Annotated in this window: 15 protein-coding genes, 1 tRNA gene and 1 pseudogene; 8 read left to right on the forward strand and 9 right to left on the reverse strand. The window is 62.2% G+C overall.

What is annotated here, in order from left to right; all coding sequences use genetic code 11:
- Positions 1-50: 50 nt before the first annotated feature.
- The 3 genes from glcF to MacB4_RS07485 form a co-directional block, all read right to left on the reverse strand.
- On the reverse strand, positions 51-1,331 hold the full coding sequence (gene glcF, locus MacB4_RS07475; RefSeq protein WP_206863255.1) for a glycolate oxidase subunit GlcF: 1,281 nt from the start codon (positions 1,329-1,331) through the stop codon (positions 51-53).
- 132 nt (positions 1,332-1,463) lie between these two features.
- Positions 1,464-3,068 carry a phosphoenolpyruvate carboxykinase (ATP) gene (gene pckA, locus MacB4_RS07480; RefSeq protein WP_206863256.1) on the reverse strand — a complete coding sequence of 535 codons (1,605 nt, stop codon included), beginning with the start codon at positions 3,066-3,068 and terminating at the stop codon, positions 1,464-1,466.
- A gap of 62 nt (positions 3,069-3,130) precedes the next feature.
- Positions 3,131-4,096 carry a ketose-bisphosphate aldolase gene (locus MacB4_RS07485; RefSeq protein WP_206863257.1) on the reverse strand — a complete coding sequence of 322 codons (966 nt, stop codon included), beginning with the start codon at positions 4,094-4,096 and terminating at the stop codon, positions 3,131-3,133.
- Between the two features lie 144 nt (positions 4,097-4,240).
- On the opposite strand from MacB4_RS07485, the gene MacB4_RS07490 reads away from it, so the two are divergent.
- Positions 4,241-5,035, forward strand: a complete 795-nt coding sequence (locus tag MacB4_RS07490) for a CbiX/SirB N-terminal domain-containing protein (RefSeq protein ID WP_206863258.1) — start codon at positions 4,241-4,243, stop codon at positions 5,033-5,035.
- A complete protein-coding gene (locus tag MacB4_RS07495) occupies positions 5,013-5,588 on the forward strand; it encodes a DR2241 family protein (RefSeq protein ID WP_206863259.1) in 576 nt (191 codons plus the stop codon). The genes MacB4_RS07490 and MacB4_RS07495 overlap by 23 nt, the downstream gene beginning before the upstream one ends.
- On the opposite strand, the gene argA is transcribed toward MacB4_RS07495, so the two are convergent.
- From argA to MacB4_RS07525, 6 genes are all read right to left on the reverse strand, one after another.
- On the reverse strand, positions 5,572-6,852 hold the full coding sequence (argA, locus tag MacB4_RS07500) for an amino-acid N-acetyltransferase (RefSeq protein ID WP_206863260.1): 1,281 nt from the start codon (positions 6,850-6,852) through the stop codon (positions 5,572-5,574). The genes MacB4_RS07495 and argA overlap by 17 nt on opposite strands.
- Positions 6,849-7,751, reverse strand: coding sequence for a 4-hydroxythreonine-4-phosphate dehydrogenase PdxA (gene pdxA / locus MacB4_RS07505; RefSeq protein WP_206863261.1), 903 nt, complete (start codon positions 7,749-7,751; stop codon positions 6,849-6,851). Before pdxA ends, argA begins: the two co-directional genes overlap by 4 nt.
- A 108-nt stretch (positions 7,752-7,859) precedes the next feature.
- Positions 7,860-8,960, reverse strand: coding sequence for a peptidylprolyl isomerase (locus MacB4_RS07510; protein WP_242529171.1), 1,101 nt, complete (start codon positions 8,958-8,960; stop codon positions 7,860-7,862).
- Positions 8,961-9,087: 127 nt separating this feature from the next.
- On the reverse strand, positions 9,088-12,171 hold the full coding sequence (gene mfd, locus MacB4_RS07515) for a transcription-repair coupling factor (RefSeq protein ID WP_242529172.1): 3,084 nt from the start codon (positions 12,169-12,171) through the stop codon (positions 9,088-9,090).
- A gap of 72 nt (positions 12,172-12,243) precedes the next feature.
- Positions 12,244-12,597, reverse strand: coding sequence for a hypothetical protein (locus tag MacB4_RS07520; protein WP_206863263.1), 354 nt, complete (start codon positions 12,595-12,597; stop codon positions 12,244-12,246).
- 113 nt (positions 12,598-12,710) lie between these two features.
- Complete coding sequence (locus MacB4_RS07525; RefSeq protein WP_206863264.1) at positions 12,711-13,361, reverse strand: hypothetical protein; 651 nt, start codon at positions 13,359-13,361, stop codon at positions 12,711-12,713.
- Positions 13,362-13,574: 213 nt separating this feature from the next.
- Here MacB4_RS07525 and MacB4_RS07530 point away from each other — a divergent pair, with 213 nt between their 5' ends.
- From MacB4_RS07530 to MacB4_RS07555, 6 genes and pseudogenes are all read left to right on the forward strand, one after another.
- Positions 13,575-16,076 (forward strand): TonB-dependent siderophore receptor, encoded by a 2,502-nt coding sequence (locus tag MacB4_RS07530; RefSeq protein WP_242529173.1) that lies wholly within the window; start codon positions 13,575-13,577, stop codon positions 16,074-16,076.
- A 54-nt stretch (positions 16,077-16,130) separates the two neighbouring features.
- Positions 16,131-16,204: transfer RNA gene (locus tag MacB4_RS07535), tRNA-Arg, on the forward strand.
- 234 nt (positions 16,205-16,438) lie between these two features.
- Positions 16,439-17,563, forward strand: coding sequence for an IS1380 family transposase (locus MacB4_RS07540; RefSeq protein ID WP_242529174.1), 1,125 nt, complete (start codon positions 16,439-16,441; stop codon positions 17,561-17,563).
- Positions 17,564-17,860: 297 nt separating this feature from the next.
- Positions 17,861-19,354, forward strand: coding sequence for a group II intron reverse transcriptase/maturase (gene ltrA / locus MacB4_RS07545; protein WP_206863265.1), 1,494 nt, complete (start codon positions 17,861-17,863; stop codon positions 19,352-19,354).
- A gap of 414 nt (positions 19,355-19,768) precedes the next feature.
- A pseudogene (ltrA, locus tag MacB4_RS07550) lies at positions 19,769-21,262 on the forward strand (group II intron reverse transcriptase/maturase).
- Between the two features lie 15 nt (positions 21,263-21,277).
- Positions 21,278-21,604: a transposase gene (locus tag MacB4_RS07555; protein ID WP_255551671.1), complete on the forward strand. Its 327-nt coding sequence runs from the start codon at positions 21,278-21,280 to the stop codon at positions 21,602-21,604.
- Positions 21,605-21,667 lie beyond the last annotated feature (63 nt).

Raw genomic sequence — 21,667 nt, forward strand, 5'->3', positions numbered from 1 at the left:
AGGAGTCACAAGTGACGATTGCCTGGAAAGGGAGGCTTTGACAACTCTTCCTATGCCCTGGGGCACGCCTTGCGTTCATGCCCATTGGCCTCCCCTCGGGTGCAAGCACCGGGAGAAGCGCGGGCTTGCTCCTGGCATTCATCGATCAGCTCGATCCAGTGACGGACCCGGAGCTGGCTCCCGCCCGCAAGATGGAGTTGGCAGCCGATATTGGCCGTGAGAATCTCCGCGGGTGCCCCCGCTTCCAAGGCGGATAGTTTCTGTGCCCGAATCTGGTGGGAGAGCTTCGGCTGCAGGAGCGCATACGCCCCGGCGGCCCCGCAGCAGGCAGGGGAGTCGCTCTGCGGAGCCAGGGGGATTCCTAGGTTGCGAAGCAGCGCGTTGAGCAAGCCCGGTTGCTGCGTGCATGGGCAGTGGACCGCAACCGCCCGCTCGGGCGGGATGATTGGATGGCTTAGTCCCTCGGAAAGGAGCAGATCGGCGGGGTCCTTTACCGCGTCCGCGATCCGGCGGGCACGGTCGGCGTAAGCCGGATCGCTCGCGAGAAGGTCGGGATACTCGTGGACCATGAGGGCACAGGCGCTTGCGGGAATGAGGAGCGCTTCGGCCCCCGCGTGCAGCTCCGACCACCAGAGATCGATGTTTCGCCGGATTTGGCGAAGAGCCGCTTCCTCGGAGCCGAGGTGGTGGAAGAGGGCGCCGCAGCAGCCGGATCCGGGGGAGAGGATGGGCTCAATCCGCAGCCGGTCACAGACGCGGGCGAGAGAGAGATGGGTGGCGGGAGAGAGAACCGATTGGGCGCAGCCAGGAAGGAGCAGCATGCGGCGGGGGTGAGACCGGAGAGGGTGGGGAGGTGCGGCCGGAGGAGGAGGTGGGGCCGGAAGCTTGACCGCAAGGGAAGCCGGAAGGAGCGGCCGGAGCCGCCGGGCGATGGCGACGGCGCGGGAGAGCCGGGCGGGATGGGGGACCACGGCCCGGATCAGCCACCGAAGCAAGCGGTCCCTCAGGCTCCGAGCAGCCTGGGCTGTCAGCAGCTCCCGGGTCGTTGCAACGAGCCGTCCATATTCGACCCCGGAAGGGCAGGCCCGCTCACAGGCCCGGCAGAGGAGGCAGCGATCGAGGTGCTCCCGGGCAATGGCTCCCCCCCGGCCTTCCAGCACCTCCTTGATCAGGTAGATCCGGCCTCGAGGGCTATCGAGCTCATCCCCTAGCAGCTGGTAGGTCGGGCAGGCCGGCAGGCAGAAGCCACAATGGACACAGGCACGGATCAGCCGCTCCCCTTCCCGGGCCGCAGGCTCGCCTTGCAGGGAATGGGAGAGGCGAACTTCCATGGAGCGCTATGCGGAGGAAGCTACCCGCTTCGGGTTCTTCTTGCAAAACGATTGTAGTGATTGCGTTCCCCAATGAAAGGGAGCGCACGGGTTGGTACCGCAATCGACTTACAATGGCTGGGCAAGAGAGGCTCACATCCGAGGACCTGCGTCCGCGAGGTCGGCGGGAACATCGGTGCCGAAGCGTGCGAAGTTCTCCCGGAAGAGAGCGGCGAGCTTGCGGGCTTGGCCGCGATAACGCTCCGGATCGTTCCAGGTTGTCGCGGGAAAGAGCATTGCCGTGTCGACATTCGGGCAGGCGCGGGGGATCCGGAGGCCGAAAAAGGGCTCTTCGACGCAGTCGGCCTTGGCAAGGGAGCCGTCGCAAATGGCGTGGACGATGGCGCGTGTCGTGGAGAGGGGGATTCGCCGGCCTTCTCCATAGGGCCCCGCCGTCCAGCCGGTGTTCACGAGCCAGACATGAGCGCCGTGCTCCTCGAGCTTTTTCTTCAGTAGCTCCGCGTAAACCTTGGGAGGATGGACGAGGAAGGGGGCGCCGAAGCAGGTGCTGAAGGTAGCCTCCGGGCTCCGAACGCCAACCTCGGTCCCCGCCACCTTGGCGGTATAGCCCGATAAGAAGTGGTAGAGGGCCTGATCCCGGGTGAGCCGGGAAACGGGTGGCAAGATGCCGAAGGCGTCGCAGGCGAGAAAGACGACCTGTTTTGGATGCCCTCCCATCCCGTCCTCGACCGCATGCGGCAGGTAGTGTACGGGGTAGGCCGAGCGCGTGTTTTCCGTCAGCGAGGCATCGTCGAAGTCCACGCGGCGACTGTCGACATCGAGCGAGACGTTTTCCAAGAGGGTGCCGAACCGCTGGCTCGCGGCGAAAATCTCGGGCTCGCCATGGGCGGAGAGGCGAATCACCTTGGCATAGCAACCCCCTTCGAAGTTGAAGATCCCGGTGTCGGTCCAGCCGTGCTCGTCGTCGCCGATCAGCGTCCGATGCGGGTCGGCGGAAAGGGTGGTCTTACCGGTGCCGGAAAGCCCGAAAAAAATGGCCGTCTCCTTGGGAGACGCGCCGAAGTTGGCCGAGCAGTGCATCGAGAGGATCCCCTGCGGAGGGAAAAGATAGTTGAGGATCGTGAAGACCGATTTTTTGATCTCTCCGGCGTAGGCGGTCCCGCCAATCAGCACCAAGCCCTGGCCGAGATGGATCGTAATGAATGCTTCGGACCGGATCCCATCGACCGCGGGGTCGGCGCGGAAATCGGGTGCGTGCAGGATCGTAAAGGCGGGGTTGGCGTGGGGCAGCTTCGACCGGTCTTTCTCTCGCACGAAGAGAGTTCGAGCAAATAGGGAGTGGACGGCCCGCTCCGTGATGATCCGCAGGGGGATGCGATGACGCGGGTCGGCGCCGCCGTAGCAGTCCTGGATGAACAGGTCCTTGCCCTGAAGGTAGGCGAGGAGCCGTCTCCGCAGGAGCTCGAAAGCCTCTGGGGAGAGCGGCTGATTCACGGCTCCCCACCAGATCTTGTCCCGGGAAGCAGGCTCCTGAACGAGGAACTTGTCCTTGGGGAGCCGGCCGGTGTGCTCTCCCGTCCGGAAGACAAAGGGGCCAAGATGGCTCACCATTCCCTCGTAACGGCGGATGGCGGCCTCGTAGAGGGCTGGCGTTGTCAGATTCCAATAGACTTCGCGAACGTTCCGGATGCCGAGAGATTCCAGACCAGCGGTATAGGCCACGTACCCTCCGTTCATGTGCGCCGGGCGCCGCTTCTCTGGCGGAGCCTCTTGGCTCGGCCAAGAGCCGAGCCTGGAGCCTAGGCACCTCGCTGAGCGAGGATCGCCTTGCGCACCGACTCGAGCTGCTTGGCGCAACCCAGCTTTTCGCTCTTGTGTGCGATGAAATTCGCATACTCGGCCATGTAGGTCCGGCCCGCTCCGCGGAAGTCGAAGTCCTCTGGATGATCGCGCAAATACTCGCGGTGGACGCGCGTCCATACCAGGCGTCCGTCGGTGTCAATGTTGATCTTGGTGACTCCCAGCCTTGCCGCAGGGAGGTATTCGTTGTCGTCCACGCCACAGGCGCTCGGATCGAGCTTCCCGCCCGCCGCATTGATCCGACTCACTTCCTCCTGAGGAACGCTCGAGCTTCCGTGCATCACGAGCGGAAAACCGGGCAGGCGCTTGGAGATCGCTTCCAGCACGTCGAAATGGATCGACTGTCTCCCCTTGAACTTGTAGGCCCCGTGGCTCGTTCCGATCGCGCAGGCGAGGGAATCGCAGCCCGTCCGCTCGACGAACGCCTTTGCCTCTTCTGGGTCGGTGAGGCAGGCGTGACCCTCTTCAACCTTGATATCCTCTTCGACCCCGCCGAGCATTCCGAGCTCAGCCTCTACGCTCACCCCCTTGGCATGGGCCCGCTCGACCACGCGACGGGTAACGGCGACGTTCTCCTCGAACGGGTGGTGCGAGGCATCGATCATGACCGAGCTGTAGAAGCCCGAATCGATGCAGTCATAGCAGGTCTCCTCATCACCATGGTCGAGGTGAACGGCGAAGATGCTTTCCGGATAGATGCTTTCGGAGGCCCGGATGATCGCTTCGAGCATTCGCTTGTCCGCGTACTTCCTTGCTCCTCTCGAGATTTGGATGATGAAGGGAGCCTGTGCCTGCGCGCATCCCCGGAAGAGGCCGAGGGACTGCTCCATGTTGTTGATATTGTACGCGCCGATCGCATATTTTCCATAGGCGCAACGAAACAGTTCCGCTGTCGTGACAATCATGGCATCTGCCTCCTTTCCCTTGGCTTGCCGGAGCCCATCCGGCGATCTCTGCTCATGTAGGGTAAGCGCCAGAGTACGTTTCCCTCCATTCCTGAGCAAGCGTGAAGTAGGGGGATCGGCGCAGGCGAGGAGCGGGCAGGGCGTGTGAGCAAGTTCCGCGATCGGGCCCTCGTCCTGGCGGGTCACGGTTCGATGTTCTCTTCCGAATCGGCTCTCCCGGTCTATCGGCATGCCGCGTCCTTGCGAAGGTCGGAGACATTCGCCGCAGTCTATGAGTGCTTCTGGAAGGAGGAACCTTCCTATCGCACCGCGTTGTACGGAGTGGAAGAGGAGTGCATCTATCTCGTTCCCGATTTCCTCAGTCATGGCTATTTCACCCGGGAGATCCTTCCGCGGGAGTTCGAGCTGCTCGGGCCCCTCACCCGACGGGGCTCACGCGAGATCCGCTATTGCGAGCCGCCGGGGCGCCATCCGCGCATGGCGGAGGCGATCGTGGAGCAGGCGCTGGGGGCGCTGCGGGAAGTCGACTGCCGCGACGTCACTCTGCTCCTGGTCGGACATGGAACCGACCGAAACGAGAATTCCGCAGAGACCGCATGGGAGCAAGCCGAGCGCATTCGCGCCTCCGGCCGATTTGCCGGATGCAGCGTGGCATTCCTGGAGCAGGAACCGTGTGTCTCCCGATGGCGCGAGCTGATGAGCACGCGGGATCTCGCCGTCGTTCCGTTCTTTCTCTCCGAAGGGAAGCACTCGTATACCGACATTCCTCGGCTGATGGGCTGGACCCGGCATCCGCGGGATCCGGAGTTCTGCCACCCACAAGCGACCGAGGGAGGACGACGAGTCTACTATGCCGGAGCGGCGGGAATGGCTTCCATCGTGGATCAGGTCATCCTGGCACAGGTACTCGCATTCGATGAAGCTCACGGACTGGCTTGAAGCTCGGCTTGCGCGGACCCGCTCTCCCTGGATCCTGGGGGAAATTCGGATCTCTCCCGGCTATCTTCTGACACATCGAGAGGACCTTCCGGAAGATGCTCGGCTGGAGCTCGTATCGAGTGACCAAGCCTTTCTGGATCTGGTCCGCTTCGATGCTTCCGGCCATTTTCGGCCGCTGCGAGGAGCTCCCGGATTGTGCAAGGGGTGGCGGCGCGGACCGCTTTCGGCCACTCGGCTCATTGCCGACCTCCAGCTTCTCTATCCGGGAGCGGTAGCACTGCTCGCCGCCTGGGAGGAAGGGAGGCTCGCGCCGACGCCTTTTGCGGAGACGGCCGGTCGCCAGACCGGCCTCTACCAGGGCACACGGCGGCTCTCCTCCGAAGACCTCCCCCCCTTGGTCGGCGAGATCTGCACGCAGGGCTGCCTGCGCCGACCTCTTTGGCATGCTCCAGAGCTCGGGTCGAATACGGCAGGCACGCTCTCTCTCCTCTGCCCCGAGGCGTGCCCATTTTTCCTCCACAAGGCTCGCTCACGAGTTAAAGGACCGGCTTGAGGAGAACCTTCGAGCGCCGACCGCTCTGCTCGTAGAGGAGCCGGCGGCTCGGCGGCAGATCGTCCGGAGTCCCCTCGCGGAACCCGACCTTCTGGGTAAAGAAGTTATACGTCCGGGCCGAGAGCGCGAAGAGCTGCCGGATTCCCTCCTCGCGCGCGACCGAGTGGGCGAAATGGACGAGCTTTCGTCCGAGCCCTTGGTTTTCGTAGACTCGAGCGACAGAAAGGCAAGCGACTTCGGCCTGCGAGGAGTCCGGGAAGCGATGGAGGGCCACGCAGCCGACGAGTCCCCGGTCGATCTCCAGTACGTAGTAATCGTCGAGCCGGGCCAGAATGCTCTGTCGGGTGCGGGGCAGCAGCTCGGCGGCATCCACCGATTGGGAGATGAGCTGGAGGATCGAGCGGACATCCTTTTTCTGCGCCTTTCGGATCGACTCGTACCCCTCGGCGTAGACCATCGTACCCACCCCCACCTGGGAAAAGAGCTCGGAGAGGAGCGCTTCATCGATCCGAATGTCGAGGAGGTGAATCCGCCGCACTCCGCTCCGGCAGGCGGCAATCGAGTGGGAAAGCTTGGAAAGCAGGAGCGGGGAGGTCGTGTTCCCATGGCGATGAACGAAGGACTCGGCCTCGCTCACGGAGAGCTGTCGCGCCAGGTCGCTCTCCTTGGCGTAATCGACTTCACCCGAAAGGTAGATCAGCTTCACCGCACGGACGGCCTCTGCGATGGCGACCGCCACCGCATCGGAGTTGACCCGGAAGAGATTGCCCTCTCGGTCGGAGCCGATCGGACTGATGATCGGTACGATGCCGCGATCGAGAAGGTCGTGAAGGAAGGCGGTGTCGACCCGCTCGATCCGTCCGGTCAGCAGGTAGTTGACTCCTCCGACGATCCCGAAGGGGTGGACCACCAGCGCGTTGGGCAGGGCCGCCCGAAGATCGGCGGCTCCGAATGCGGCGAGAATCTGCTGCGCCACCTGGCAGGATGCGGCCAGGCTCACCTTCAAGGTCGCGGTGTCGGTGGGTCCGGTTCCGTCCGAGGAAGAGAGAGGGATCGAACGTTCGGCGGCGAGCTCCCGCATCTGGCGGCCGATGCCGTGGACGACGATCACGCGCACGCTCAGGCTGCGGAGAACGGCAAGGTCGAGCGCGAGATTCGCGAAGTTTTCGTGGGTGACGACTGCCCCGTCGATCGCGATGACGAAGATCTTGTCTCGAAACTCGGGAACATAGGTGAGAATCCCCCGCAGGTTCGTGAAGTTCATCGGCTCTCTCTGGCAGGTTTCCGGCTTCGTCGGGCTTCCACCAAGCGTGTGGCCAGCCGGATCGCCGCAATCATGCTTCTGGGATCCGCAGCGTCCTTGCCGGCGATCGGGAATGCGGTTCCGTGATCGGGAGAGGTTCGGATGAGCGGGAGGCCGAGCGTGACATTCACCCCGGTCGCAAAGGCCACCAGCTTGAAAGGGATGAGTCCTTGATCGTGATAAGCGGCCACGACCCCGGCAAATTCCCCGCGAAAGGCTTGGCGGAAGACGGAGTCGGGCGGCAGAGGGCCGGAAACGTCCCAGCCTCTCTTCTGCAAGAGAGTTATGGCCGGCTCGAAGAGATCTCGCTCCTCCGATCCGAAGAGGCCGCCCTCTCCGGCATGTGGATTGAGCCCCGCGACGGCGATCCGCGGAGACGGGCGTCCGAGTCGAGCCAGGAATTCGGCGAGAAGCTCGGCCGAAAGCACGATCTTCTCGGGACGAATTGAGGCGATCGCCTCGCGGAGGCTGCAGTGCGTGGAGAGCAAGGAAACCGAGAGCCTTGGATGCCAAAAGCCCATTACGACTCTTCCCATCCCGCACCCGGTCCGTTCGGCAAAGAACTCGGTCTGCCCGGGATAAGGGAAGCCCGCCGCCTGTAAGCCCGCCTTGTGCACGGGCCCGGTTACGATGGCCTGGATCGCACCCTCCTTCCACAGGAGGATCGCCTCCTCCAGCCATTCCCGCGCGGCTCGGGCGGACGAGAGGCTCGGGCTGCCCGGGCGAAATCCCTGGTCGGAGCCGATGATGCGATAGTCGAAGCGAGCAGGAAGTCGGCCGGAGCGAACCGCCTTGCGGACCACTTCCGGGCCGATTCCCGTCGGTTCTCCTACGGGGATGCCGATGACCCCTGTTTTCATCTTAGGGCTTCCCGATGAGGATTTCTTCTCTGGAGGCGAAGCCCGCACAGAGCCCGGGCTCGTGTTGGATGGGGGACGGAGAAGGAGGAAGCGCCTCTGCCATGGAAGCTAAAACATCTTGATGAACGCCTTGACTCGCAGGCTGTCGAGCCATTCTTGCTGGCGCTTCTGCCGCTTTTCTTGCAGGAGCGCGGTCTCGATCTGGGTGCGCACGCTCGAGATCGGCTTGACCCGCTCCCGCCGCTTGTCCTCGAGGTGGAGAAGATAATAGCCATCGGGAGTGGAGATCACGTCGCTGGTCTGTCCCGGAAACATTGCAAAGGCGGCGTCCGCAATCTCGGGACGCAGCGTGTCCCGGGTCACCCAGCCGAGATCGCCTCCCTCCTGCTTGCGAGGTCCTTCGGAATAGCTGCGCGCCAAGTCGCCGAAGTTGGCTCCGAAGCGAAGCTTCGTTTCCAGGTCCTTGGCGGTCTCCAGTGGCTGATCGTACTCTTCCTCCTGCCCATCGGGTCCAACGCGACGCTCCTTTAAAGCGGACCTTTGGAGGAAGATCAACCGCAGCTTTACGCTCGGGGGCTCGACAAAAACGGCGAGGTGATCGTGGTAGTACTGTTCGACCTGATAGGGGGAAATCACGATGCTGTCGGAGACGTTCTTCATCCGCATCGCCTGAACGACGATCTGGTCGAGGAGGTTCTGCTTATACCGCTCTTCGGTCATCCCGCTGGCCTGCAAGGTCCGAATGAAGGCGATGCGGTCCCCGTCGAACTGGCTCCGAATCATGTCTCGGACGCGCGTTTCAATGAAGGTGTCCGGGATCTGGTAGCCTTTCTTCTTGAAGTCCTGAATGATGAGCTCTCGCTCGATCAGCGCGCGCAGCGCATTGAGCCGCGCATCCTTGACCCGGTCGACCAACTCTGGGCCTTGATAGGTTTCCCGGAGGACCGCCTCATTCGGCTCGACCTGCTTCTTTACCTCCGAAAAGGTGATCACCTTGTCGTTGACGATCGCCGCAACCCCGTCGACGCCGGCCTGCGCGAAAAGGCGGCAGGGGATCGCCGCCAGGACGAGCAGCAAGCCGGCGAAAGACGCCGACCGGCTCACCATCCTGGGCTCGCGCCCGATGGAGAGGCTCCTTGGGCGAAGGCCGAGCCGCCCGGCCCAGAACCGGGACTGGGGCATGCGCAGCATGGAGGAGTAGGAAATCACCCGACCGCTCAAGGATCTCGTCTCAATCGCGAAGGGCACCCGTCAAAGAAACCCGCCGCAACCCACACCTGGAGGCAACCGGATTGAAAAAACCCGTTGCTCCTGCGGCTCCGATGCGTGGTGGCGCCTAGGCAAGGGTCAGGATCCACTTCTTGACCGACGCGAGCTTACTTCCCGCATCTAGTCCGGTCAAGCGGGGGAATCGGCCGCCGACCATGAGGTAGCTGCCTTTGCGCTGCAAGAGCACCTTCTCTCCTTGCACCTCGATGCGCTCCAGCGAGCGCTCGCTTCCCAGGATGCGCAGCTCCACCTCCTCCAAGAGGAGGCGTACGGGTTCGGGTAGCGGGCCGAATCGGTCGCGCCAGGATTGCTCGAGCTCCCGCCGTTCCTCAAGAGACGCCGCTTCCGCAGCCTGACGATGCGCTGCGATCCGTTCTTCGGTGGAGGAGATGTAGGATGCGGGGATACCGGGCCGCTCGAAAGCGCTCTCGAGAAAGTCGATCGAGACCTTGCAGGCGAGTGGGCTTCGGGCCTTCTTCCCTTGTACCGCGGCAACCGCCTCCCGGAGCAGGCGGCAGTAGAGCTCGAAGCCGATGGCGGCGATATGTCCGCTCTGGGCTGTTCCCAGCAGATTGCCCGCTCCGCGAATCTCGAGGTCGCGAAGGGCGATGCGGAAGCCCGCCCCGAGCTGGCTGTATTCCTGCATGGCCCGGATGCGGCGCTTGGCATCGGCGGCAAGGAAGCGGTCGCGGGGCAAGAGGAGATAGGCGAAGGCTTTTTGGTTGGACCGGCCGACGCGACCCCGGAGTTGATAGAGGTCGGCCAGGCCGAATCGGTCCGCCCGATCGACGATGATCGTGTTCGCGTTGGGAATGTCGAGACCGTTTTCGATGATCGAGGTGGCCAAGAGAACGTCGGTCTCGCCCGAAACGAATCGCTGCATCACGCTCTCCAGATCCTCTTTGTCCATCTGGCCGTGCCCGATTTCGACGCGAGCCGCGGGAATGAGCTCCCGAAGACGACGGCAGACCCGGTCGATCGAAGCGATCCGATTGTGCAGGAAGTAGACCTGCCCGCCCCGAGAAAGCTCCTTTTCGATCGCAGAGCGGATCGTCCGCTCGTCGTAGGGGCAGACCAGCGTTTCGATCGAGAGGCGATTGGAGGGCGGAGTCTCGATGAGGCTCAGGTCGCGCGCGCCCGCCAGCGCGAGATAGAGGGTGCGGGGAATCGGGGTGGCGGAAAGGGCGAGCATATCCACGGCCCGAAAGCGCTCCTTCCAGCGCTCCTTCTGGTGCACCCCGAATCGTTGCTCTTCGTCGATCGCGACGAGTCCCAGACGCGCGAAGCGAATGTCCGGGGAAAGGAGCCGATGCGTGCCCACGACGACATCACATTCACCGGAGGCGATCGCGGCCAGCACCCGCCGCTCCCCCGCGGCCGAAGCGAGGCGGCCGAGGAAGGCAACTTGAATGGGATAGTCCGCAAATCGCTGCCGGAGGGTCTGGTAGTGCTGGTAGGCGAGCACGGTCGTCGGAGCGAGCAAGGCGGCCTGCTTGCCGCCAACGGCGGCTTTGAAGATGGCCCGAATGGCGACCTCGGTCTTGCCGAACCCCACATCACCGCAGACGAGTCGATCCATGGGCCGCGCCGCTTCCATGTCCGCCTTGGTCTGGGCGATGGCGCGGAGCTGATCGGGGGTCTCCCGATAGACGAACGATTTTTCAAACTCTCGTTGCCAATCGGAGTCAGGAGGGCAGGCGCTTCCCGAAAGAACCTGCCGTTCCGCCTGGATGCGCAACAACTTGGCCGCATAGTCTCGAATTGCACCCTGGGCGACCGCTCGCGCCTTTTGCCATCGGGTCCCTCCAAGCGTGTCCAGCTTCGGGGCGCGACGAGTACCTCCAATATAGCGTGAGACCAGGTAGCTCTGATCGATCGGCACGAAGAGCTTCGCGGCATCGGCAAATTCCAGGAGCAGCGCCTCGCCGCCTTCGTCCGGGAGGGTTTCTACGCCCCGGTAGCGGCCGATGCCATGCTGCAGATGCACGACGAAATCTCCAGGTTGCCATTCCGCAAAGGGCGTTTCGACCGCGCGAACCTCTGCGGCACCCTGCGCCCGCTTTCCCCGCTGGGGGATCGTCTGATAGCGGCCGAAGATCTCGGCGTCGCTCAGAATCGCAAGCCGAGCCGCAGGCCAGGAGAAGCCCCGTGTGAGAGCTCCCGAAATCCAGGCAACTCCGTTCGTATCGATCTTCTCCGCCGTCAAGAGCTCCTCGAGCCGCTTCTCTTCCCCTTCGTTGTTGACGAAGATCCCGACCTCCCACTCCTCGGAAAGCCAACGACGGAGCTCGGCGGCGAAAAGCGTCCAGCGGCCCTCCCGCATCAGGTGGTCTTCCCTCGGCGTGCCCAGGAAATCGTGTTCCCGAAAATCGGGCTCCGGCTCCAAGGTGTCGCTCTCGATCTCGGCGCAAGCGCCGTCGATCAGGAAGCGACACGGCGCATCGGGGAGATAGTCCTGCAGGGTGGCAGCCTGCTCCTCGGCGAGCTCGGCCGGGGGGAGGAGAGAGATCGTAGCGGAGGGGAGGGTGCGCAGGGAACGTTGGGAGATGGGGTCGAATTCCCGAAGGGAAGCCAGGGCGTTCCCTTCCCATTCCGTTCGCAGAGGGCAAGCAGCCGTCCAGGGGAAGAGGTCGAGGATGCTGCCGCGCAGGCTCATTTGACCTCGGACGCTGACGCGCGGGCAGCGCTCGAACTGGGCGGCCGCGAGTTCCTCCAGGAAGGTTGCCCGATCCGGTGGGAGCGCGGGAGAGAGCCGGAGGGTGCTTTTTTCCAGGGCCTGTGCCTTGGGCACGGGGTGACGCAGGGCAGCGGGAGTCGCGATCAGGCCGGGAAGCTCCTTATGGAGAAGGGAGGTGGCGATTTGCAGCCGGGAGGCCGCCAGATCGAGATCGGGAAGAGCGCCTTGCGGCACGGGAGCGCCTTCCGGAAGAATAGGAATTCGCCGGTCCCATGCTTCCAAGGCGGAGGCCAAGGCGGTTGCCCGCTTCGGAGAGCTGGTAAGGATGAGCAGGAAAGGCGAAGAAGCGCAGAAAAGGCCAGAAAGAAGAAAGGCCTGCGCGGAGATCGGGAGCGACGCAAGGCTGTAGGCCCCTCCCGGCCGCGCCTGCGTTCGCCACCGATCAAACGGGCTCGCGGCGAACCAGCGCGCCATAGGGTGCGTGCCTTGCGTCATCTTCCTGCCAGAGGTCGGATGTTATCGATGGAAAGCCTCGTCTTCCCGTATCTAGGGGAGGGGCTGCACGCTCAAGCGCCCGGCTTGGGGCTCGAGATGAATTTCCAGCCGTCCATAACGGAGAATCTCGTGATAGCCCATCTCCTCTTTGGCACTGCCTAAATCGCAGCAGGCCGAGACCCGTTCCGCGAAGGAGACTGACAAGACCACTATGACCCCGCTCCCGCTCTTTCGGATTGCGTCAATATGGGCCCGCCACGGCCCGGGCCATCCGCCCTCTTCGCAAAACGACTCGAGCGGAAGCCGCTCGGGCTCCCGTTCCAGGCGATCGAGGATCGCTGGACCCAAGGCCTGCTCGTCTCCCGGCAATCCATTCGCGTCGAACCAAACGATCCGTTTCTTCATTCGCCTTCTTTGGTTCCCCCGGAGACTTCCACAAGCTAAACCTGAGGGGAAGGGAAAGAGAAGTCAAACGGCGGCGAGTCCGTCATCCATCCCCACTTTCGAGCGGATCGGCTTCACTGCCGTTGCGAGACGAGGCTACGGTACGCGATGGCCGTCATGGTGTAGCAGAGGGGAATGCTCACCAGGGTGCCCACGATCAGCAAGGCGCCAATCTCGACCAGGCCGACCACCAGGATGCCGACCGCCAGTGCCTGGGCATAGTGGGAGACTCCCAGTCGAAACGAGGCGACAAACGCATCGGCCGCTTGAGTCACGGCTCCGTCGGCGATGAGGAACGGCCCGAACAGGACCAAGGGGAGCAGGCCCAGGACGAGCAATAAGGCGAGCGGAGCCCGCCCCAAGACCAGCAGGACCAGCAGGATGAACGTTCCGACGAGCCAACCGAAGAGAGTTCCCGCCAAAATCTTCCAGGGAGCGCGGAAGCCATCCAGGAGCTCGCGGAAGTCCGGATCGTTGCCCTCCGACAGGGAGAGGAAGAAGCGGGCAAGGCCGACGATCAGAATCCCCAGGAGCCCCTGGCAGAGAAGAACGGCGAGGATCACCGAGAACCTGCCGGGCAAGAAGCGAAGGGAAGCAATCCACTGGAGCCCGAAGGTGAAGGCAAAGTAGGCGGCCCCAACGGTGAGCGAAGGACCCGCCGCTTCGCGGACGCGGGCGAATGCCAACTTCAAACATTCGAGCGCGAAGCGGAAGGATGGGGCCATGTGCCATTTAGGCTGTGCCGGAAATCCCGGTCAAGGATTTGGGATCGGCGCCGTTCCACAGAGTTGCCTTGGCAACAGGAGCTGCCGTTACAGGCTCGTCTGTGTGACATCCAAGCTATAAGTTAGGCTTGGCTAAAAAAAGACTTGTCCATCCTGGGCGACGCCCTACATTTGGCTCCCATGTCCGTGGGGAGAAGCGTCTCGCCGAAGGGAATGGCCTTCTTCCCCTGGGTGCTTGCCGTTTGCTTCTGCCTCGAAGCGCTTCCGTGCGCTGCTCAAGAAGAGGCCTCCCCCTCTCCCGCAGCAGCCGGCCTCATCCCCGATGCCGGAACCCCATCCGAGGTGCCTTCTGGTGCTGGGGCGGCAGCGCCCGTTCTCCCGGCCCAGGAGAATGTCCCTACTCTCTTGCCGGAAGTGGAGGTGACCGAAGGCCTCCCCGGCCCGGCATCGACGCCGACGAGCGCCTACGGCACGGAGATGAGCATCCTCGATACGCCGCGGGAAGTGACCCCAGTATCGCGAGAGCAGCTCGACACGGTCGCACCCGGGAACCTCATGGGATACGACGACCTTGCCCCACTCATCCCTTCCCTCACTACGATGGCTCCCGCCGGGGACTATTCGGTGGAGCCCTTCATTCGGGGGCTTCCCGGCACGGTCTTCCGCAATGGGATGCTGGTTGGCCTGGAAAGCTACGGAACCTCGGGGCCCATGCCCAATTTCTTGGCGTATGAGAACCTCGATGTGGTGCAAGGGCCGGTGGCTGCCGTTTTCGGCGCCCGAGAGATGGCGGCGGGCTACGTCAACGACGTGACCAAGCAGCCCTACTTCGACCGCTTTCGCGGAGACGCCCAATACAGCATGGGGATGTACGATCAGAACCGGTGGAACGTCGATCTCGGGGGACCTTTCGCCGGGGGGAAGGCGGCCTACCGCTTCGACTACTCGGGGCAATACTCGGGCAGCTACTACGAGGGGGCCTACATGCACAGCCAGGACTTCTACCTGGCCCTCTCCGCCCATCCCTCGGAGAACTACACGATCGACTCCAATTTCGAGCTCGATACCCTCGGCTTCAACCTGCCGCTCGGGATCAACCGGCCCGATCCGGCGTTGATCGATAGCGATCTCTACCAGAGCGGAGACATGATCGGATGGCTCGGGCCCAACGGCACCTTCCATCCCGGAATCGGCAACACCGGGAATGGCATGGTCATTCAGTGGGGACCGCAGGTGCCGATCAGCTTGCGGGACAACCTGGCGAATCTCGCCGGCTCGGGAAACCGGAGCGAATACGGAGTGGCCCAGGTGATCCAGACCCTCAAGCTTTCGGACGACCTCCGCATCGTCAACAACACGATGTTCGAATATTTCAGCATGCTCCAGGATCCGCTCGCCAACTCCAACTGGAGCTACACACCGGGTGATTGGCTGATCGAGCATCGGATCGAGGCGCAGGCCAAGGCCGAGACCGGGCTGGGGGAGCTCTCCCTGGCTCATGAGCTCGACGGAGGGCTCTTCCTCTGGTTCGATAGCCAGGTCGACTATTGCGAAACGAGCCGAATCGCCGATAACAACTGGAACATGGCCCAGCCGCTCTCCCGTTCAGGGCTCCTTCCGCCGATCACGATGGCCGAGGCCTTGCGTGCCAACAATATCTATCTCACGGACATTCCGGTGCCGGGTGTCCCGGGCATGACCTACAACGTGGACAACTTCTCGAGCGCTCGGTCCCAGTTCTTTCAGGTCTCTCCGTTTGTCCAGGATAATATCCGCCTGGGCGATCATTGGAGCCTGCTCTTGGGAGCCCGCTTGCAATGGTATTCGGTCGCCAACAGCACTCCCCCAGGGACCCCGGCTCTCTTGACGATGCAGAGCAACTATTCGATCCTGGAGCCGCAGGCGAACGCGAGCCTGAGCTATAAGCCCTACCCGTGGATGAATGCCTACTGCACCTATTCCTATGCGCAGACGGCGGCCATGGACGTCTTGGGTGCGTTCTGCCCGGAGTTCACGAGCTCCTACTACCACCTCTCAAACATCATGTACGAGTCGGGTGTGAAGTTCAACCTGCTCCGTGACAAGCTCTTCTTGAGCGCCGAAGGCTTCTACTACTCGACCTTCTTTCCCGTGACGGTCCTCCCGGGAGGCTTTACCCCCATCACCCCAGCCGACGTGCTGGGAGCGGAGCTGGCCGGCACCTATCAGCCGGACCGGAATTGGACCTATACCTTCGGCTTCGACTATCTCACCGGCGAGGAGTTTTGGACGCAGAGCGCAGCCCAAACAGGTCCCACCATCATCCAGAGTTACTCCGCCGCGACCGCGGCACGCTACGGCCTCCCGGTTGATAACTATCCGACCCTTCCGACGGGTACATACCCGTTCATCGGCTTTCCCCACGAGCATGGGACGGCGATGGCAACCTACAAGTCAGACCAGGGGTTCGGTGCCTCTCTCTGGCTCTGGATCCAGAGCGGGATGTTCCTCTCCTACGACTACTCGACGCGGATTCCGGTCGACTACACGCTCAACGCGAGCGTCTTCTATGCCACCAAGCGGTGGGAGGCCCGGGTGCAGATTTATAACTTGACCGATAACCACTACTGGTTCCCCACCGGGACAGGCTTCCAGGGAGACCGGGTTTACAATTACGACAAGGTCCTGATCGGCCTTCCCTTCTGGGTCATGGGAACCGTCCGCGTCTTCTTTTGAGGAACCACCCCGGCTTGACGGCGGAGGGAAAATCGCTCAGCCTGTACCCTTCCGGCACCCATAGCTCAATCGGATAGAGCACCGGGCTTCGGACCCGGGGGTTGGGGGTTCAAATCCTCCTGGGTGCAACTGACGCTCTTCGGTTAAAACTTCCAGGTCACGGTTCCCTCGATCCAAAAAGGCCACCCCGGGTAGATCGTGTCGAGGTTGAGGGTGCGCACTCGGCTAACCGCCATTTCTCACGAAGGCCGACCAAAACGGGAAGCAAAAAGCCTGCAAAAGAGCATAGGAAAGGCCGCCTTTCCCTGGTATAAAGTGCGTGAACGATACGTAATTACAACCAGGAAGGAAAGCGGCCTTCGATGACAGAGTGTAGCCAAGAGACTTTTGGATTTACAGCCCATTTTTCGCGTCGGGTGGAAGCGGGATTTACCGCGGGTCGGGTTTCGAGTGATGGGGGCGCGATCCTCTTACGAGAAGCGGATCGGAAGATCGGGTTGTTAAGACGGCTGGAGCGTTGCTTCCGGGATCGACGCCATCCGGGGCGCATTGTGCATCGGGTGCGGGAGATGCTAGCGCAGCGCATCTTCGGGATTGCGCTGGGCTACGAGGATCTCAATGACCACGAGCAGCTGCGTACCGATCCTTTGGTGGCTCTCCTAAGCGGTAAAAGGGATCTGGAAGCGGATCTGGCGGGCAAGAGTACGCTCAACCGCCTGGAACTGGTAGGTCGAAGCGAACGCTACCACAAGATCGACTACTCGGCCGAAGCGATCGACCGGCTGTTGGTCGATCTCTACCTTGAATCGCATCCCCAGGCTCCCAAGGAGGTGGTGCTCGATCTGGATGCGACCGACATCCCTCTTTACGGCCATCAGCCCGAGCGCTTCTTCCATGGCTATTATGATGCGTATTGTTATTTGCCGCTCTACATCTTCGCCGAAGATCAGCTCCTCGGCGTGCGGCTTCGGCCATCGAACCAGGATGCGGCGGAGGGATCCCTTGCCGAGATCATCCGGATCGTGGGACAACTCCGCACCCATTGGCCCGAGGTCAAGATCGTGCTCCGGGCCGACTCGGGCTTCTGCCGGGAAGAGATCATGGCCTGGTGCGAAGCCAATCAGGTCGACTTCCTCTTCGGCCTGATTCGCAACGAGCGCTTGTGCCGACCCATTGAGGCGTCGATGAAGCAGGCCCGTCGTCTGCACGAGTCCACGGGCAAACCGGCTCGCGTCTTTTCCGAGTTTGCCTATCGCACCTTGAGTAGCTGGTCGAGGGAGCGCCGAGTGGTCTCCAAAGCTGAGTACTTGGAGAAAGGAAAGAATCCGCGCTTTGTCGTCACCTCTCTCTCCACCGAGGAGTGGCCCGCCCAGGCCCTCTACGAGAAGCTCTACTGCGCGCGCGGAGAGATGGAGAATCGGATCAAGGGTGCGCCGGCAAAACCGGCGAAGAGTAGGTGGTGCAAGTCCACTACACTGAAGAAATAGCGAATCACAGTGGCCCTGAGTCATGCGCCGTTGACCGTGAGGACAACGGTGAAGCGTTGACAAGGGTACGCACAGGCCAGCCATGGAGCCGCGAAAATGGTTTATGTTCCGAACGCTGACACGGTCTTTGACGTGGAAGGCAACACGGCCGGAGGCGATAACGCGAGCCTTCGATCGGTTCGGCGTGGTCTTTAGAACCTGGCATGTGCGCACGCTCTTCGTACGGGAACCGGGAGATCTTGGGCCTGACCGGCAAGCACTACCGGTCCGCATCGGGAAGGTGAGGAGCCAAAGCCGATGATGAACGGACCCAAGAAGTCTGACCTCGCCATAGTAGCTGAGAAGCCGACGAACAAGGCCGGGAAACCGGCGGCGGAGCCGGTGGAGCCAAGGGCGAGGACCGAGGGGAACACGCATCAGCAAAGCACGGACCGGACTCAGGGCCGGGTTCGCGTGTCACAGGCGCTGGAGCGTGTACGGCAAGTAGCAAAGGCGAGGAAGAAGGAACGGTTCACTGCGCTGCTCCACCATATCAGCGTCGATCTACTCCGTCAGTCGTTTTACGCACTCAAGCGCAACGCGGCTCCCGGAGTGGACGGGGTGAGATGGTCGGACTACGAGGCAAACCTGGAGAGCAATCTGCAAGGTCTGCATGATCGGGTTCGTCGGGGCGCGTACCGGGCACTGCCCAGCCGGAGGAAGTACATTCCAAAGCCGGATGGGCGGCAGCGGCCGTTGGGCATCGCGTCGTTGGAGGATAAGCTCCTCCAGCGGGCGGTGGTGGCGGTGCTGAATGCGATCTACGAGGAAGATTTCCTCGGGTTCTCGTATGGATTCCGGCCGAAGCGCAGTCAGCACGATGCGCTGGATGCTTTGGCAACCGGCATTCAACGACGGAAGGTGAACTGGATACTCGACGCAGATTATCGAAGCTTTTTCGACACGGTGAGTCATGAATGGCTTATTCGTTTCCTGGAGCATCGAATCGGCGACGAGCGCATCCTCCGTCTGATCCGCAAATGGCTGAAGGCGGGAGTACTGGAGGCGGAGGTTGTCACGGAGAGCGAAGCAGGCACGCCTCAGGGTGCGACGGTGTCGCCCCTGTTGGCCAACGTCTATTTGCATTACGTGTTCGATCTCTGGGCGCAACAGTGGCGGAAACGCCACGCCCGCGGGGACATGATCGTAGTGCGCTACGCCGATGATAGTGTCCTCGGCTTTGAGTATGAAGCCGATGCCCAGCGGTTTCTGGCGGAGATGGGGACGCGGTCGAAGGCATTCTCGCTGCAACTGCATCCGGACAAGACACGGATCATTCGGTTTGGCCGTTTTGCGGCTCTCAATCGAAAAGAACGTGGTCGGGGCAAACCGGAGACCTTCAACTTTCTCGGCTTTACCATGATCTGTGGCCAGAAGCGCACGGGTGGCTTCCAACTTCTGCGAAGAACCCGCCGCGACCGTCTGCAGCGCACGATACAGCGCGTGAAAGAGGAATTGCAGCGAAGGCGGCACCAGCCGATTCCTGATCAAGGAAAATGGCTGGCGCAGGTGGTCAGGGGCTTTTATGCATACCACGCAGTGCCGACGAACTATCCGGCGCTGCGGCTGTTTCGGGTTCGCATTGCACAGCTCTGGAAGCGCGCGTTGTCACGGCGTGGCCAGCGCGGTCAGTTGACCTGGAAGCAAATGCCCAAACTCGTTGATGCCTGGCTGCCACCACCGCGTATTCTGCATCCTTGGCCCGAGCGTCGCTTCGCCGTCAAGCACCCAAGGTGGGAGCCGTGTGCCTGAATCGGGCTTGCACGGATCTGTCCGGGGGGCGTTCCGCAAGGAGCGTCCCTACCGGGAAGTGCGCCGGCAAAACCGGCGAAGAGTAGGTGGTGCAAGTCCACTGCACTGAAGAAATAGCGAATCACAGTGGCCCTGAGTCATGCGCCGTTGACCGTGAGGACAACGGTGAAGCGTTGACAAGGGTACGCACAGGCCAGCCATGGAGCCGCGAAAATGGTTTATGTTCCGAACGCTGACACGGTCTTTGACGTGGAAGGCAACACGGCCGGAGGCGATAACGCGAGCCTTCGATCGGTTCGGCGTGGTCTTTAGAACCTGGCATGTGCGCACGCTCTTCGTACGGGAACCGGGAGATCTTGGGCCTGACCGGCAAGCACTACCGGTCCGCATCGGGAAGGTGAGGAGCCAAAGCCGATGATGAACGGACCCAAGAAGTCTGACCTCGCCATAGTAGCTGAGAAGCCGACGAACAAGGCCGGGAAGCCAGCGGCGGAGCCGGTGGAGCCAAGGGCGAGGACCGAGGGGAACACGCATCAGCAAAGCACGGACCGGACTCAGGGCCGGGTTCGCGTGTCACAGGCGCTGGAGCGTGTACGGCAAGTAGCAAAGGCGAGGAAGAAGGAACGGTTCACTGCGCTGCTCCACCATATCAGCGTCGATCTACTCCGTCAGTCGTTTTACGCACTCAAGCGCAACGCGGCTCCCGGAGTGGACGGGGTGAGATGGTCGGACTACGAGGCAAACCTGGAGAGCAATCTGTAAGGTCTGCATGATCGGGTTCATCGGGGCGCGTACCGGGCACTGCCCAGCCGGAGGAAGTACATTCCAAAGCCGGATGGGCGGCAGCGGCCGTTGGGCATCGCGTCGTTGGAGGATAAGCTCCTCCAGCGGGCGGTGGTGGCGGTGCTGAATGCGATCTACGAGGAAGATTTCCTCGGGTTCTCGTATGGATTCCGGCCGAAGCGCAGTCAGCACGATGCGCTGGATGCTTTGGCAACCGGCATTCAACGACGGAAGGTGAACTGGATACTCGACGCAGATTATCGAAGCTTTTTCGACACGGTGAGTCATGAATGGCTTATTCGTTTCCTGGAGCATCGAATCGGCGACGAGCGCATCCTCCGTCTGATCCGCAAATGGCTGAAGGCGGGAATACTGGAGGCGGAGGTTGTCACGGAGAGCGAAGCAGGCACGCCTCAGGGTGCGACGGTGTCGCCCCTGTTGGCCAACGTCTATTTGCATTACGTGCTCGATCTCTGGGCGCAACAGTGGCGGAAACGCCACGCCCGCGGGGACATGATCATAGTGCGCTACGCCGATGATAGTGTCCTCGGCTTTGAGTATGAAGCCGATGCCCAGCGGTTTCTGGCGGAGATGGGGACGCGATCGAAGGCATTCTCGCTGCAACTGCATCCGGACAAGACACGGATCATTCGGTTTGGCCGTTTTGCGGCTCTCAATCGAAAAGAACGTGGTCGGGACAAACCGGAGACCTTCAACTTTCTCGGCTTTACCATGATCTGTGGCCAGAAGCGCACGGGTGGCTTCCAACTTCTGCGAAGAACCCGCCGCGACCGTCTGCAGCGCACGATACAGCGCGTGAAAGAGGAATTGCAGCGAAGGCGGCACCAGCCGATTCCTGATCAAGGAAAATGGCTGGCGCAGGTGGTCAGGGGCTTTTATGCATACCACGCAGTGCCGACGAACTATCCGGCGCTGCGGCTGTTTCGGGTTCGCATTGCACACCTCTGGAAGCGCGCGTTGTCACGGCGTGGCCAGCGCGGTCAGTTGACCTGGAAGCAAATGCCCAAACTCGTTGATGCCTGGCTGCCACCACCGCGTATTCTGCATCCTTGGCCCGAGCGTCGCTTCGCCGTCAAGCACCCAAGGTGGGAGCCGTGTGCCTGAATCGGGCTTGCACGGATCTGTCCGGGGGGCGTTCCGCAAGGAGCGTCCCTACCGGGAAAACAGCTCTACCTCTTTGCCGAGCGCCTCTCGACCGCGCAAATGGCCAGCAATCAGCTTCGCCTCTACTTTTCGGCTTTGGCCTATGCCCTGGTCGAAGCGCTGCGACGGCTGGCTCTGCAAGGAACGGAGTGGGCCAACGCCCAGGTCGACACCCTCCGGCTCAAGCTCGTCAAGATCGGCACGCTGGTCCGTGTCAGCGTCCGACGCGTCCTCTTGTCGATGAGCAGCGCCTATCCTTGGAAGCACCTCTTCACCCACGTCTTCCAGATGCTGCGTTGCTGAGCATCCCTGAAAACCAGAGCGCTTCCCCCTGCAGTAGAGCCTCCCATCGGGCGGAGCCTTGTT

It is taken from the genome of Methylacidimicrobium sp. B4 (genome assembly GCF_017310545.1).
Taxonomy (GTDB): domain Bacteria; phylum Verrucomicrobiota; class Verrucomicrobiia; order Methylacidiphilales; family Methylacidiphilaceae; genus Methylacidimicrobium.

Bases quoted from the DNA above. Each gene is read 5' to 3' on its own strand.
- argA (WP_206863260.1), bottom strand. From the start codon at position 6,852: ATGAACTTCACGAACCTGCGGGGGATTCTCACCTATGTTCCCGAGTTT.
- MacB4_RS07525 (WP_206863264.1), bottom strand. From the start codon at position 13,361: ATGGCCCCATCCTTCCGCTTCGCGCTCGAATGTTTGAAGTTGGCATTC.
- MacB4_RS07495 (WP_206863259.1), top strand. From the start codon at position 5,013: ATGAAGCTCACGGACTGGCTTGAAGCTCGGCTTGCGCGGACCCGCTCT.
- ltrA (WP_206863265.1), top strand. From the start codon at position 17,861: ATGATGAACGGACCCAAGAAGTCTGACCTCGCCATAGTAGCTGAGAAG.
- mfd (WP_242529172.1), bottom strand. From the start codon at position 12,171: ATGGCGCGCTGGTTCGCCGCGAGCCCGTTTGATCGGTGGCGAACGCAG.
- MacB4_RS07530 (WP_242529173.1), top strand. From the start codon at position 13,575: ATGGCCTTCTTCCCCTGGGTGCTTGCCGTTTGCTTCTGCCTCGAAGCG.
- pckA (WP_206863256.1), bottom strand. From the start codon at position 3,068: ATGAACGGAGGGTACGTGGCCTATACCGCTGGTCTGGAATCTCTCGGC.
- MacB4_RS07520 (WP_206863263.1), bottom strand. From the start codon at position 12,597: ATGAAGAAACGGATCGTTTGGTTCGACGCGAATGGATTGCCGGGAGAC.
- MacB4_RS07540 (WP_242529174.1), top strand. From the start codon at position 16,439: ATGACAGAGTGTAGCCAAGAGACTTTTGGATTTACAGCCCATTTTTCG.
- MacB4_RS07485 (WP_206863257.1), bottom strand. From the start codon at position 4,096: ATGATTGTCACGACAGCGGAACTGTTTCGTTGCGCCTATGGAAAATAT.
- glcF (WP_206863255.1), bottom strand. From the start codon at position 1,331: ATGGAAGTTCGCCTCTCCCATTCCCTGCAAGGCGAGCCTGCGGCCCGG.
- pdxA (WP_206863261.1), bottom strand. From the start codon at position 7,751: ATGAAAACAGGGGTCATCGGCATCCCCGTAGGAGAACCGACGGGAATC.